This is a genomic window from Bacteroides stercorirosoris (assembly GCF_900142015.1).
Classification (GTDB): domain Bacteria; phylum Bacteroidota; class Bacteroidia; order Bacteroidales; family Bacteroidaceae; genus Bacteroides; species Bacteroides stercorirosoris.
Genome location: NZ_FQZN01000008.1, coordinates 105,289 through 121,259, shown reverse-complemented (window position 1 = coordinate 121,259; position 15,971 = coordinate 105,289). Strand labels below are relative to the sequence as shown.

At 42.7% G+C, this 15,971-nt stretch carries 7 protein-coding genes; 1 reads left to right on the top strand and 6 read right to left on the bottom strand.

Annotated elements, in window-relative coordinates; translation table 11 throughout:
- Window positions 1-6: 6 nt before the first annotated feature.
- The 6 genes from BUC01_RS07865 to BUC01_RS07840 all read right to left on the bottom strand — a co-directional run bounded on the left by BUC01_RS07865 (window position 7) and on the right by BUC01_RS07840 (window position 13,748).
- A complete protein-coding gene (locus BUC01_RS07865; RefSeq protein WP_025832241.1) occupies window positions 7-1,296 on the bottom strand; it encodes a DUF4995 domain-containing protein in 1,290 nt (429 codons plus the stop codon).
- A 124-nt stretch (window positions 1,297-1,420) separates the two neighbouring features.
- Window positions 1,421-3,187: a RagB/SusD family nutrient uptake outer membrane protein gene (locus BUC01_RS07860; RefSeq protein ID WP_025832239.1), complete on the bottom strand. Its 1,767-nt coding sequence runs from the start codon at window positions 3,185-3,187 to the stop codon at window positions 1,421-1,423.
- A 26-nt stretch (window positions 3,188-3,213) separates the two neighbouring features.
- The gene (locus BUC01_RS07855; RefSeq protein WP_025832237.1) at window positions 3,214-6,420 is read right to left on the bottom strand and encodes a SusC/RagA family TonB-linked outer membrane protein; all 3,207 of its coding nucleotides are present in this window, start codon (window positions 6,418-6,420) and stop codon (window positions 3,214-3,216) included.
- Window positions 6,421-6,635: 215 nt separating this feature from the next.
- Window positions 6,636-7,757 (bottom strand): aldose epimerase family protein, encoded by a 1,122-nt coding sequence (locus BUC01_RS07850; RefSeq protein ID WP_025832235.1) that lies wholly within the window; start codon window positions 7,755-7,757, stop codon window positions 6,636-6,638.
- Between the two features lie 11 nt (window positions 7,758-7,768).
- Window positions 7,769-11,806, bottom strand: a complete 4,038-nt coding sequence (locus BUC01_RS07845) for a two-component regulator propeller domain-containing protein (protein WP_073313300.1) — start codon at window positions 11,804-11,806, stop codon at window positions 7,769-7,771.
- A 43-nt stretch (window positions 11,807-11,849) separates the two neighbouring features.
- On the bottom strand, window positions 11,850-13,748 hold the full coding sequence (locus tag BUC01_RS07840) for an ulvan lysase-like protein (protein WP_025832233.1): 1,899 nt from the start codon (window positions 13,746-13,748) through the stop codon (window positions 11,850-11,852).
- A 248-nt stretch (window positions 13,749-13,996) separates the two neighbouring features.
- Here BUC01_RS07840 and BUC01_RS07835 point away from each other — a divergent pair, with 248 nt between their 5' ends.
- Complete coding sequence (locus tag BUC01_RS07835) at window positions 13,997-15,958, top strand: sulfatase family protein (RefSeq protein WP_025832230.1); 1,962 nt, start codon at window positions 13,997-13,999, stop codon at window positions 15,956-15,958.
- Window positions 15,959-15,971: the final 13 nt, after the last annotated feature.

Here is a 15,971-nt window from a genome sequence, read left to right as displayed (position 1 = left end):
TTTTGTTTAAAGCGATTTATAATCAAGTCCTTTTACCTGCATATATCGGGCTAAAGCTTCCAGATAATAATAATCGGCATAATTGATAGGTGTGTCAATTTCAGACCCATTAGGCAGTGAACCTGTAGAGTGCATCAGGATAAATCCCTGGTTAGTGCCGACCTTTGCCAGGTAAGCATCGGAAGAGAGAGACTTGAGTAGTTTCTCTGCATAATCAAAATAGACTTGTCCATTCTCTACAAGAGTACTGAGTTCTATCAAGGCAGAAGCTGTGACAGAAGCGGCGGATGCATCACGAGGTGTCTCCGGTGTATCCGGGGCATCATAGTCCCACAAAGGAATCGCATCGTCAGTCTTTACACGTGCCATGATTAATGCTGCAATATCTTTGGCTTGCTGCAAGAAAGCCGCATCTTTTGACTCGCGATAGCAGGATGTATATCCATATATTCCCCAGGCTTGTCCGCGTGCCCATGAAGAATCATCATTTTTCCCTTGATGTGTACATTTCATTTCTACGCTGCCGTCATTATTGTAACTGACTACATGATAGGATGAATGGTCTGCTCTGAAATGATTTTTTAAGGTTGTCTCGGCATGTTTCAATGCGATTTCCTTATACTTGGAATCATTGGTAAGATGGTTTACGTAAAACAGCAGATCCAGATTCATCATATTATCAATAATTACAGGGAAATTCCATTTCCCGAAATCCCAGGAACGAATACAACCTATGTTCGAATTAAAACGATCGCACAAATTATCAGCAGTCTGCACCAATATCTGACGAATACTGTCGGCAGGAGCCAGGCGATATGCATTGCCATAACTGCAATTGATCATGAATCCAATGTCGTGTGTACCTTTATAATCTTTCACCGGGTACAGGTAATTCGTAAATTTTGCGGCATCTTTTTTCAAGTCTTCAATGCCGGTCAGCTGATACGCATACCACAAGTTCCCTGGGAAAAAACCACTTGTCCAATCATAGATGGAACTGCAATATCTGCGGCTTCCCAGAGCCGCCTTCACGGGTTTGACCCGTAAAGAGTCTTTGAAAGTTGCGGGATCTCTTTGCAATTGCCGACAGAGAAAATCCATATCATATCCCGTCCAGATGGAACGGGGTAATAAGACTGAATCACCTACATCGGTTACTGTTACTTCCAGTTGTTGCACGGAAGTATCTATTGCTTTTTTCAACCAGCCATAATCTTCCTTAGGTTGACTGGATGAACAACTGGAGAAACCCTGTAGTGTAGCAACTGCGTAACAAAATAATAAAAATTTCTTCATAAATATATGTATATTCTATAGGTTATATTTGCTCAAATTATCATCCTTGGTATATAGGGATGGAGAAAGTATAAACATCTTATAATTTCTCCATCCCTTGTCAGATCATACTTAGGAAATGAAATTACTCAAATCCCGGATTGTTTTCACCATTCAAAGCTGCATTCGACTGAATTTCGGTCAATGGAATCGGATAAAGTTCGTGTTTGCCTGCAGTAAACTTGTGTCCTGCCACATAATTGGATTTAGCCCATTTCACCGCATCCCAATCTTTACGTGCAGCATCCGTAATATATTCATCGGGTCCCGGAATCCATGACTCCATATAGCTCTGAGCTGCTTTCAAGGATGCTTGCAAGATACCCCAGCGTAGCAGGTCATATTTGCGTTGACCTTCGTAGCAAAGTTCAAAAGCACGTTCCCAATACAAGGCGGTGCGGAATTTGCCGGCATCGTCACCATCCGGAATGAATGGTAAATCGTACAATTTGGGAGCTTTCAACAAGCTTGAATAATTTGCTGTGCTTATAGGAGTAGCACCGGCACGAACACGAACATCATTCAATAATTTCCAAGCCTCAGTCGTGTTACCGGTTTCATTATAAGCCTCGGCCGCCATTAGGACAGCATCGGCATAACGTAACGGAGCATAATTTACTCCTGTATTATTAGGATCTACCCAACCCGGAGCCATCCACTCTCTGCGCCATTTACCTGGATATCTGTTCAGGTTTTTATTGATGTCAGCAGAAGTATGCGATTTTTCTTGAACTGCTTTGTTTGCGTTCCATTTGATGGCATAGTCCACGAAATTCACATCACGACGTATATCTTTTACGCTTCCATCCGCATTCGACTCATAGAAAGACTTCCAATATGGCAGTACCACAAAGAAAGCATTGGCACGTCCCATATAGCTGCTTGTACCAGCATTATTTCCCGGAGCATCTACCAATGGTCCATTGTAAGTCGCCCATACACCGGCGTTGTCCTTCAAGCCCTGGTTGGGTTCAAAAGCAATCTCCCAAAGAGATTCCTGATTATTCAATGTCAGTTGAGAATAGTTTTTGAACAGTTGTTCATAACCACTTGCATAAAAATTGTGATAGCCTTCGGCTTTCAGAGCTTCCCATTCTTTAATCACTGCTTCAAAATAGTTCTTTCGGGTAGTATCGTCCGGACGAGTCAATTGGCGTGACGAACGGTCCAGGCTATAGCCGGCACGTTGCAAATAGACACGCATCAATAAGGTACGGGCAGCACCGCTACAAGGTATTTCAGAAGAAGCCACTTCACGACCGGATTTCAGATGTGTCTTTGCATAGTCCAAATCTTCGATGATTTGGCTATAAATCTGTTCACGGTCGGTACGAGGCTTGGAGGTGTTACCGAAACCATTGGTATATTCCGTGCTGAACGGTACGTCACCAAAGAATTTCACCAGGTCGAAAGCTATATAAGCACGGAGGAATCGAGCTTGCCCATCAATTTCCTGTAGGTTTTCGTTTTCGGCGAAATCTGGCATGGCCTCAATGCTGGCAATAGCTACATTGGCACGGTCAACAGCTTGATAAGCACATTTCCATATACTGGCAATCCAAGTATTGGAAGCGTTGTACAGATAGTGGGATATGTCACGACGAGTCCCGTCCGAGCCGGTTCCACGTACCATAAACATATCATCCGATCCAAAGAACGGCATAATGTTTTGTCCATAATAATCTGTAGTTTCAAGGCAGTCGTAGATTCCGACTACAGCCATCCGAGCTTTTCCTTCTGTCACGAAGTAAGTATCTTTCTCGTAGAATGAACTGGGTTTTTCAGTCAGGTCACAGGAAGTAACTCCTATAAGCATCATTGCGCCAAGCGCATATATAATTTTGTTTTTCATCTTATTATTCCCTTTTTTAATTCTAATTAAAATGCTACGTTCACACCAAATACGAAAGAGCGGCTTCTGGGATAAGCACCGAAATCGACACCGGGAGTCAATGCGCTGCTCATGGTAGATACTTCCGGATCGAAACCGGTATAAGGAGTCCATGTAAACAGGTTGTTGCCCGTTGCATACAAACGTAGTTTGGTCAGACCGATCTTGTTAATCACTTTCTTGGGGAAGGTATAACCTATAGTGATATTGCTCAATTTCAAATAAGAAGCATCTTCGATAGCCCAGGAATGAATGTAGGTGTTATTTGAACCGTTATCACCAAAATGAGCCACTGTCTTGCCTCGGTTTACTGCTGCCAATTCTTCAGGGTTTGTAATCAGTTCGCCACTGGCATTGATGGTCACCCAACGATGAGCCTCATCGGCTACCGACAAAACGTTTTTATTGGTAAGGGCAGTCTTGGTATTAGTCAACTTGGTAGCATTCAGTACTTCGGCACCATAGCTATAAGTAAAGAAGATGCTCAAGTCGAAATCCTTCCAATTGAAAGTATTGTTGATACCACCATAGAAATCAGGAAGGGCATTACCGATAATGGTCTTATCGCTTTCAGTAATTTGGTTGTCTTCGCTTCCGTCCACGTTCTTGAATTTCCAATATCCCGGCTGGATATTCTTCTTGTCGCCATGATAAGGCACACCGTCCTTCAATGTATAAGTTTTGGTCGTTGCATCGTAATTGAAGTCTTCCACCTGATACAGACCGTCAGTTACGTAACCGTAGAATTGTCCCAACGGTTGGTTTACCCCAATTTGATGGGATGCTCCCGCACCACTATAACCGAAGTTAGCCAGGTACAACTGTACATCTTCACCTGTCAGCTTCTTTACCTTGTTTTTGTTGTGGGAGAAAGTAACCGAAGTATTCCAGGTAAAGTCTTTGGATACGATGTTTGCTGTATTGATAGTCAGGTCCACACCTATATTCTGAGTTTCGCCTGCGTTGATAACCATACTGGTGTAACCGGAAGAGTTCGGTAATTTGGCATTCAGCAACAAGTTGCTGCTGCGGTTAATATAGAATTCCGGAGAGAACGTGATGCGCTGGTTCAAGAAACCAAAGTCCAGACCTACGTTGAATGTCTTGTTTGCTTCCCATTTCAAATCAGGGTTGGGTACCTGGCGGGAAGCGTAACCAGCCTGTGCACCGTTGCCATTGGCAGCAGTAACGGAACTCATGAGAGCAAGACTTTGATAACTGCCAATACGGTTGTTACCTGCAAGACCGTAACCGATGCGGAATTTTAAATCGGAGAAGATTTCCAGGTCTTTGATAAATTCTTCTTCGCCTAAACGCCATGCAGCCGAGAAAGCCGGGAAATACCCCCACTTGTTGTTTTTACCGAACTTGGAAGAGCCGTCAGTACGGAGCGAAGCGGTAAAAAGATATTTATCCATCAGGTTGTAGTTGATACGTCCAAAGAAAGAAAGCAGTTTGTCATCGTAGTTTTCATTGGAAGTAGGAACGCCTGGAACACCCAGTGAGAGGTCACTCAAGCCAATTTCATCGTTCGGGAACTGACTGGCACTTGCAGAAAAGTTGCGTGACCATTTGTCTACATACTCATGACCGGCAATGACCGTAAAGTCATGAATTTTATTTTTCCAAGCATAGGTCAATACATTAGATATCTGGAAACTACTGTTCTCCAAGTTAGTAATTGAACCTTGAATACTGGAACGCTTACCTGTAATAGACTCATCACCATAAAATACATCATTGCGTCGAGTCTGATAACGCATACCTACCGTACTACGGAAAGAAAGTCCCTTCAGTAATTTGATGGTAGCACCAGCATTGGCCTGGAAAGTGCGCCATTCCCTGTTGTTCAGTTCTTCTGCTGCCGAAATCAGCGGATTCTGCATAACATTACCACTATCATCGGCCAACAGAGGGTCTTCGCCGTGTAACAAATCTTCATCTGTACCCATAATACCTACTGTAGGACGATATTGCAAGATATGTTGCATCTTGTTGAAGCGGTCGCCACCTTCCGATGTACCCATACCTTCCACGCGCATCTGGTCATAGCTGATACGTGAATTTACTGTCAACCATTTGTTTATCTCATGGTTCATGTTGAATGAGATGTTATGTTTTTTGCTACCGCTGTACACCATAGCACCCTCTTCGTTGTAGTATGAATAAGCCAGGCTGTAATTCATCTTGTCCGTCTTGCCAGATACACCTACACGATAGTTCTGGGTAACGGCATTACGGCCCAAAGTTTCATCTTGCCAGTCGATGCCTTTACGACCATTATATATGGAAGCAAGATCGCTGAACTTACCATATCTTTCTTCCCATTTGGCTATACCTTCCGAACCGGAGTCTCCAGTACCTACTCTCCACAATGTACGTTCGTAATCCAATTTGGCAAATTCACCGGCATTAAGTACATCCAGTTTGTTCGCAATCTTTTTGACACCTACATAGCTGTCGAAGGTCACCGTGGCCTTGCCGCCTGATTTACTACCATTCTTTGTTGTAATTACAACTACACCATTGGCACCACGAGCACCATAGATGGCAGTGGCCGAGGCATCTTTCAACACGTCGATAGTCTCAATTTCAGCGGGATCGAGGGTAGCCATACCGTCTTCACTCGGAAAACCGTCGATAATGTAAAGGGGTTCGTTACTTTGTGTAATGGAAATACCTCCACGCACCCGTACGGAAATGGAAGCACCCGGAGTACCTTCACTCTGTTGCACCATCACACCTGCCATACGTCCAGCCAAAGCCTGTGTAACATCACTTACAGGTACTTTAGAAAGTTCTTTGCTGCTAACCGAAGTTACCGACCCGGTCAAGTCTCTACGGGGAACTGCAGCATAACCGATCACTACAACGTCTTCCAATAATACGGCATCAGCTTGCAAAGTCACGTTTATTACACTCTGGTTGTTGACTTTCACTTCTTGCGGAGTCATACCTACATAAGAAAAAACTAATACATCTTTAGATGCATCATTTACTTTTAGAGTGTACTTACCGTTCAGGTCGGTAACAGTTCCAACACCGGCAGCACCTTTAATGGTGACACTGCCTCCAATCACTTCATATCCTTCGCTATCAATTACCTTACCGGTTACTGTCAGACTTTGCGCGTATGCAGCCATACTAACGAAAGCGAGGATGAGCATTAAAAATAATTCTTTTAATTTATACATAATAAATAAATCTAAGGTTTAACTTTAGAATTTTCCGAGGGCAAACATACGACATATGCTAAAGAAAGAGTAATAGTATTGTTTTTGTTCCTTTCACTTTTACCCAATTCTATATCAATATTGTTCACTACACAATGTTTTTGTGTAAAAACGGTCTTACGAGTGCTCTGGGACGGGGTGTTGTTTAAAAACTAGATTCCTGTATTTTGGATATATTATTCTGATATTGTTTCAAATCTATAGATAGTGATTTGCCGGTAAGTTTCTCCCGGAAACAAACTTGTTGTAGGGAATTGGGGATTATTGGGAGAATCCGGAAAATGCTGCATCTCAAGACAAAATCCATAATATCGTCCATACTTCTTGCCATCATGTCCGGCAAGATAGTCCATATTTGAATTTGGAATATAAAATTGCATACCCGGTTCGGTGGTGTATGCTTTTAAAACTCTGCCGGATACAGGTTCCACTACGACTGCCGCCAGCTCCGGAGAATCGGAGGACTTATTCAATTTATAATTGATATCATATCCTTTACCCATTCTCCTTATCCGCATTTCTGCCGGCAGGGGAGAAGTGTAATCATATTCGGTACCGGCTACGGATATCAATTCGCCGGTAGGGATACCTATGGAATCTACCGGAGTTATGGAATCTGCCCGAATCATATATAGATGGCTCAATACGGGATCTTTGCATCCGGTCAGATTGAAGTAGCTGTGATTCGTAAAGTTTACCACTGTTGGTTTGTCTGTCACCGCTGTATATTCTAAAATAATCTCATTATTGTTAGTCAGTTTATAAGCTACTGAAATATCCAGATTTCCAGGAAAACCTCCTTCCTGATGAATGCTTCTATATTTAAATATTACAATTGCCGTATCTTTTACTGTATAGAATGTATCTGTATCGAATATCTGACGATTGAATCCTTGTGTTCCCCCATGAATGGAATGACCTTTATTGTTTTTCTCCAAATGATATGTCTGGCCATTCAGATTGAATTCGGCATTTCTGATCCTGTTGGCGAATCTTCCGACTGTGGCACCTAATTTAGGATGCTTTCCTAAATAACTTTCCAGACTGTCAAAGCCTAATACAACATGTTCAAAGTTTCCCTGCTTGTCAGGAACGGAAACATCGGTCAAAGAAGCGGCGTAATTCGTTACTTTGACAGACATTCCGTTTTCGTTTACCAATTTGAAAAGTTCTATGGTCTTGCCTCCATTCGGAATGCTATCCTCCTTGGATACTGACAATTGACATAAATCTGTCTGTCCGCATGACGCAGACAAGAATAGGACTGCTATCCAAAATGCAGTGATACGTATTTTCATAAATATAAATATCATTTTTTTCCATATTCGGTCGGCAGGCAACCGACATATTTCTTAAAACGCGCCGCAAAATAAGAAGGCGTATTATAGCCCACCATAAAGCTGATTTCAGCGACAGTATATTTTTCCTCCTTCAACAATTGGCATGCCCGGTTGAAGCGTATCTTGTGGATAAAATCAATAGCCGATTTTCCTGTTATCGCTTTCAGTTTCAGATGGAGGTTGGAACGGCTCATGTTCATTTCACGTGCAAACTGTTCGGTTGAGAATTCCACATTATCCATATTCTTTTCAACAACGGCGATGGCTTTCCGCAGCAGTTCCTCGTCCATCGTGTTGTTTGTTAGCTTTTCGGGTTCCACTTCCGTCATATTGGAATAGTGTTCAAAAATGCGGTAGCGTGTACGCAGCATATTCAGTATTTTGGCCTTCAACACTTCTATGGAAAATGGTTTGGCAATATAATCATCGGCACCTACATGCAAACCTTCCAACTGATATTTCACGTCCACTTTAGCGGATAGCATATAGACCGGTATATGGCAAGTACGTAAATTCTGTTTTACCAGTTTGCACAATTTAACGCCATCCATAACAGGCATCATTACATCCGTGATAATCAGGTCAACATCCTGTTCCTTTAATATATTTAATGCCTTTTGTCCATTCTCAGCTTCCAGCAGACAAAATAAGGGAGACAAACCATTGACCATGTATTGTCTTAATTCTCGGTTATCTTCTACTATCAGAATCGTTCCACGCTTACTTTTTTCTGCGTCTATGATCTCTTCCCCGTCTTCTTTTTCTTCATCGCCAATGTAAATGTCGTGTGCATTGGTAGAATATACACGTTGTTCTTCTGTATTCCCTTTACCACCTTGTAGCTCTTCCGGTTTATAAACCGATTCATCCTGAGGGAGATAAATAAAGAATGTGGAGCCTTTACCTACTTCACTCTGCAAGACAATCCGTCCGTGATGCAGCTCAACCAATCTTTGGACTAAAGAAAGACCGATGCCACTGCCTTCGCATCCGTTTTCCACCTGGTAGAAACGCTCAAAAATCTTTTCCTGCTTTTCTTCGGGAATGCCAATGCCGGTATCCGCTACTTGTAATACAAGGTTGTTGTCCTCTTTATATAGTTTCACCATTATACTTTCGCCCACTTCGGTATATTTGAAGGCATTTGAAAGCAGATTATTGACTATCAGATCCAGATAATTCTCATCAAACAGCATCTTTTCATCTTGCAGTTCCGTATAGAAGTTATAGTCTATATCCTTCCTTTTCGCCAGGCTTTCATAATCTATAAAACAGTTCAATACTCTTTTATAAGCATTGGAGTATGTCGGTCTAAGTTCAAAAATCCCCAATTCTGCCCGCCTGTAGTCCATCAGCTGATTAACCAGGTGGAGCAGGCGATTGGTGTTTCGCTGGATATATTGCAATTGCCCCTGTTCCCAATGCCCGCTGACACGGTTGATAAGTTCCTGCAAAGGTGCAACGATAAGTGTGAGCGGAGTGCGCAATTCATGTGAGATGTTGACATAAAAGCGGATTTTCATCTGACTGATTTCTTCCTGTTTTTCTTTATCCAATCTTTCCATAAGGATTTCAGCCTGCATACTCTTGCGCAGCCAGAAGAAACGGACGACCCCCACCACTAACAGAATGAAAGACAATGCAAATAGAGTAAGTGCCCACCAGGTACAATACCAGACTGGTAATATACGGATATGGAGTGTAGCAGGTTCTTCATTCCACTTACCGTCATTATTCGCTGCTTTTATGTAGAAAGTATAATCACCCGCCGGCAGGTTGGAGTATGAAACCGGACTGATGTCATTCTGTTTATACCACTCGTCATTATATCCCTCTAATTTATAGGCGAAAGTATTATGCTTTCCGGCAATATAATTGGATACGACAAAGGAGATGGCAAAAGAATTCTGGGAAGATGACAAAGTAATACGGTCTACATATTCAATGCTTTCTTTCAGGATACCGGTCTCGTCATCCGGCAATACCTCTTTATTAAAAACAAACAATTTATTTATGACCGGTTTAGGAGCATAAGGGTTATCGATTAATGTCTCCGGACGGAATGCCGTGATGCCGCTGACACCACCAAACAACATATAACCATTCTCTTTCCGGCAATAAGAACCAGCATTAAACTGATTGCCCTGTAAACCGTCCATAATTGTAAAATTACGGAATTTCCCGTTTTCCGGGTTCATGCAACTCAGACCTTGATTGGTACTTATCCATAGACGTCCATAGGCATCTTCCAGGATTCCATAGATAACATTACTTGGCAGTCCATTCGCCGTCGTATATTGCAATAGCTTTTCATCACCTTCTTTTAAGGCGAAGAGTCCGTTGCGTGTACCGACCCACACATAACCGGAAGTCGATTCATAAAAGCAATTGGCAAACGCTTGTTTCAAAATGGGTGATATCTGAAAATCCGTATTGTTCCTCAAGGAGTTACCCACCTGGTTAAATACCGAAATGCCCATTTCTCCCCCTATCCATAAACGCTTTTTTGAATCACGAAACAGCAGACGGTTGTATTGCTGAACTTCATCTCTGTCTTTATTCTTGTCAACTATTCTAAAACGGCGCTTGTCTATATCAAAATGCAGCAAATATTCCAGTGAAACGACCCAAAGACCTCCGTTCTCGTCAGAGATAATGGAGTAAATATTATTACTTGGTATATTGCTGTTCTGGCGATTATAGTACTCTACATTTCCGGACTTTCTATCCAGCACCATCATTCCTCCTGCATGGGCTCCTACATATACTTTATCGTGCAGTTCGTCTACATATACAGTTTTGATATCCTTAAAAGGGACATCCAGCGTGCCTGAGTTAAACAAATAGCTTTTATACATCTGTGATTGGTTATCATAGAAGTTCAGGCCTCCGTCACTCGTTCCAATCCATAAATTATGTTCATTGTCTTCTACGATACAACTTACAACATTATCACTGAGCGAATTTAAGAAGGGAATATGCTTGATACATTGAAAGCGGTTGCATAAGGGATGATAATAATTCAATCCGCCCCAATAGGTACCCAGCCACATTCCACCCTGCGAATCTTTGAAAATACTCCGGACTGAGTTTTGGGATAAACTGCCTTCCTGTATTTCCGAACTTTTAAGCGAAGCGAAACTGTCCGTTCCTTCTTTATAGATATTCAGTCCGCTATAAGTGCCTACCCATAAACGATTTTCAGTATCCAATGCCAGAGAGCGTACATAGTTTGAATTCAGCCCGGACTTTCCATCTTCATAGCGATAGTTCTTCAGAACTTTCGATTTAGTATCATACATATACAAACCATCCCCCTCAGTTGCCATCCATATCTGATTGAACATTTGGCACAGGATGGCATGTATTCGTACATAGGCAGGCATATCCACCAATTTATCCAGAATACCGTTTGACAAGGCATAAGTATAAACTCCGTTCTCGGCACCAATATAGATAAAGTCTCCTTGGCGTACCAGAGCCGTAGGCCTCAGCATATGTAAGGCAGTGGGTAGAGTATCGTTCAGGAAACGCTCTTTTTTTACATCAAAAAGCAGAACGCCTTCCGAAGTACCCAGCATCAACCAGTCTTCCTTTATGGGAGCTATGCTGGTAACGGCTACATTCATTCCTTTTTTCTTATAATAGTAATTGGAGAAAGCATCTTTATAGCGATTATAAAGAGATAAACCCTCACGGGTTCCCACCCATATCCTGTCGGAATCATCAACGGCAATGCAACGGGATATGTCACTGGCAATGCTGTTGGGATTCGTATATTGATGGCGATATACTGTAAAGTTGTAACCATCATACTTATTTACCCCATCATACGTCGCAAACCATAAATTCCCACCTTTATCCTGATTAATTGCAAAAATCGTGCTATGTGATAATCCTTCCACTAATCCGATATGGGTGAAATAAATGTTCTCGGTTATGTTAGCATTCACTACATAGGGGAATAAGCTTCCTATAAGCACTAACAAGAATTGTTGTATTTTCATAGTCATAATCATAGTCTATTACAGAGCAAATAAACAAAATATATTAGCGAAAACAGATATTAATATGAATTTTCTTATCCACATTATCAGGCAGCACCTGTAGAGGTATAAAAGAGAAGCCCGGAACCGGATTGAAAATTCTTTTATCATCGTCCGCAGGAGCAATTTCCATATCTCCTGCTTCACAAGTGATACATACTACTCCTTTATTTTTTCTTATACGTACTTCATGGGAAAAAAATTCAACCTTTTCCTCCGGTGATGCAATGACGGGCAATATAAATCTGACCGGTTCGTCGCAATGCTCCACATGTATGCTGATTCCTTGTTCTGAATATGTATAATTCATTGTCATAGCTACTTCTCCCTGTGGCGGAGCTTGCTGGTTGATATCAACCAGATGAGTATGCACGGTAAACGTGCAAGAACCTTTTTCCGCATGGCAGTCAATGTCTGTATTCAGATCATCCAGATTGCTATATGCCACTCCATCCTGCATTAATTCGATTCGGGGAGTACCGCCTGTCAGATATTTACGGGTATTACTCTGCATATTGGGAGCTTCAATCAGCTTATATTGATTCATGGTTGCTGCAAAAACAGGTCCTGCCTGTGTATGCCATAACATGGAGAGGGCACCTCCCATAGGATGTGTCCCTTTTACCTTATACTCTGCATCATATCCGGTGAGCGTGGAACGCCAGGAACCATAGGAAAGAAGCCATGTATGGATATCTTTAAAGTATTTCGTGCCGTAAGTGACATCTCGCGGCAGTTTTCCGGAAGCGGCTATTTTCACGGGAGGTAATTCGAGAAAGGATGCTAATGCTTTGGCGTGCCCGAAGGTATGATGGATGCAAGGAGGAATGCCGGAAGCACGGTAATGCATGCCACCGTAAAGAAGCCCGTCGTGAGTAGCTTTTTCCAATAGTCGGATATTACGCTGAATGGCTTCCAGATATTCCGGATGACGGGCAGCCAATGTGTAGTAGCCTCCCATAAAACCGTCGCTGGTACGCCCTCCCCAATAAGTCCATTTAAAGCTCCGTGTCCCCCAGCTATTGTCCCAGGCACCATCGGGCAGCATAAATTCCAAATGGGTGTTCATGGAACGCTCTGCAAGTGACAGCAATTCCTTATCGTCGGCCATCATTGCGTAATATGTTATGTTAGGCAAAGATTCTTCCACATTATAGAGCAAATCTATCGGGAAGCAGCCATTCCTGGTTGCGGAGTTGATATTCGGCCCTTCTCCATATAGAAAGTACTCATTTTCCGTAAAGTAACTTTTCAGTCCGGTCGCTATCTCTCCGGCTTCTTTCTTAAAGTCAGGACGGTTGCACAATTCGCCGATGGCATACAAGGCGTAGGTTGCCGAAGCCGAATAATTTACGTTCATATTTCGCATACCTTCGCGTTTACGGCTATAAATAAACGGATTGTCCATTATGAACTCACCGGCTTGCAGTAATTGTTGTTTCCAGTGATTGCGGGTCGAGTCGTCCAGTAAATGACCATGATAGTGCAGAGCTTCGTAGAGGGCAATGGAAGCGAAGACCGTCGTTCCGTTCCAGTCAGAGACGTGCACATCGTTCATCCAGGAACCGTCCGGACGGTGTACATTCTCCATCCAGGCCATCAGGCGCTTGGCGCCATGCAAGTATTTATTATTTCCGGTTTTTTCTGCCAGATACATTAAAGGAAGTACGGCATCACCTATACGTCCATGCATACGGGCACATGCAGGGCACAGAACACCACCATTGAGTGCAGGATTCGGGTTGTTACATTGATAGGTTAAAAAGGTGTCCATCCATTCCGTCAATAGATTGTTTGCTTCATTACGCAACGAATCGTCAAATGGATTTTCATTCATATTCCGTACTTGTCCCGATAAAAGCGATGTATAAAACAACATCACCATAAAAAACATGCTTCTCATTTTTTTCGTAATTAGATTTAAAGTTCAAAAATACGGCTTTATGACTAATTACTCTCGCTTTTATCTTTAATATTTCGTATACAGACGTTTATAGGTAGTCGCAATATTGTTGAATCGATACTAATATTGTTGAAAAGTCATCTGTTGAGACAATATTAGCGCACTTTTAAACATAAAAGCGCCTTTGTCAATTGCGAACGCCCTACTTTAGCGGCAGAAAATAAATCCTCCTTAAATTTTAGTAGTATATGAAACACCTACCCTTATTAATGTGTACCACTTTCTGCGGATTGTATTCCATGCAGACAGAGGCGGCAGATAAAAAAGGCGAAAGGCCTAATATTCTCTGGCTCACTTTTGAAGATACCAGTGCCTATGAATTCGGTTGTTACGGCAATAAGGGAGTACATACTCCCAATGCGGACAGTCTTGCTTCCCGCGGTGTACAGTTCATGAATGCCTGGTCTGTTGCTCCTCAAAGTTCGGCAGCCCGTTCATCGCTCATCACCGGATGCTATTCAAGTACTTACGGAATGGATATTCATCCTGTGCCTTACGATACACCTGCTGATATATTTTTTCCACAACGGTTGCGCGAAGCCGGCTATTATTGCACAAACAATAGCAAAACGCACTATAATTCTACCACTGACAACAAAAGTTGCTGGGACGAGTGTAATAACCAAGCTTCTTACAACAGCCCCAAACGCCAGAAAGACCAGCCCTTTTTTGCTGTATTCAATACTGTAACCTCGCATATGGGACGTATCCGTACTTTCCATACTGACGGGCGGAGAGATTATACTCAAGAAGGCATTTATCCGGCATTGCTTTCATTACCCTCTTATGTTCCCGATCTTCCGGAAGTGCGTTCCGACTATGCCGGTCATCTTGAAGCGGTGCAGGATGTGGATACCTGGCTGGGATTTTTCCTGAAAGATCTGAAGGAAAAAGGATTGGATGAGAATACGATTATATTCTTTTTCAGTGACCACGGCGGTTGCATTCCACGCGGAAAGGGATATTTGTATGAAAGCGGGTTGAGAGTACCTCTGATTGCATACTTCCCACCCAAATGGCAGCATCTGGCAAACAATGCAGCAGGTAAGGAATACAGTTTAGTCAACTTTACAGACTTAGGGCCTACCGTACTTAGTCTTTCGGGCATAAAACCTCCCAAGCATATGCAAGGCAAAGCCCTGTATGGCAAATTTGCAAGCAAGGAAAAACGGGAAATGCAGTTTGCATTGGCAGCCAACCAGCTACACCACTTCATGCCGGTGCGTGCCGTTACCGACAGACATTTCAAGTATATTCGCAGTTATATTCCTTACCGTCAGTTTGCTCTGCGCAATTATTACCAATGGGGAATGCCTTCCAATAAAGCATGGGACAAACTGGTGTTGGGAGGACATAATACCAACCCGGACTGGAAACTGACTTTTGAAGCTCATCCGGCGGAAATGCTGTTCGATCTTGAAAAAGATCCGGATGAATTGCATGATCTGTCCGCTACCCCCGAATATGCAGAAACCTTGTGCAAAATGCGCCAAGCATTATCCGACCATATCCGTGCCACCGGTGACTTGGGATTTTTTCTTCCAAATTCACGTACCGGTCATATACTTTATGAAAAAGTACGCAAAGAGAAATATCCTTTGAACGAACTTTATGCACTTGTGGAAACTGCGGGAATGGCAGCTGCAACTTCCCTCCCTATGTTGGAGAAAGCAATAACCAGTCCTTTGCCGGAAATGAGGTTCTGGGGAGTGGTGGGGTATGCAAAACTCGCCAAAGAGAATCAAATCAAGACTTGTCCGCAAGCTTTGCTGGCACTTCTGCAAGACGATAATCCTTATATAGCTTCCGAAGCAGCCTATACTGTTGCTTATCTGGACAAAGCGCAAGAAGGGATTGCCCGCCTCGTTACTCCGGTTCAAGAAAAAGATAGAAAAATAGGTTACTCTTCTCTGGAATGTTTATCTTTAGACCCCGAAATGCGTGACTATATCCGGCCGTTTCTGCCCGAACTGAGAAAAGCCGCTGAAACCTTGCCGCGTCTTGAAAACGAAGATGCGGGGCTTATGGCGCGTGGTATCCTTGTAAATCTGGGTGAAATGGATATTAAAGATTTGCATGGCTCTGAAGCGTACAAGAAGGGCTTGAAGCTGAATTATGGTCGCAGGCCAATGGTGCCTCTGCCGAACTAAAAGTGAACTTATG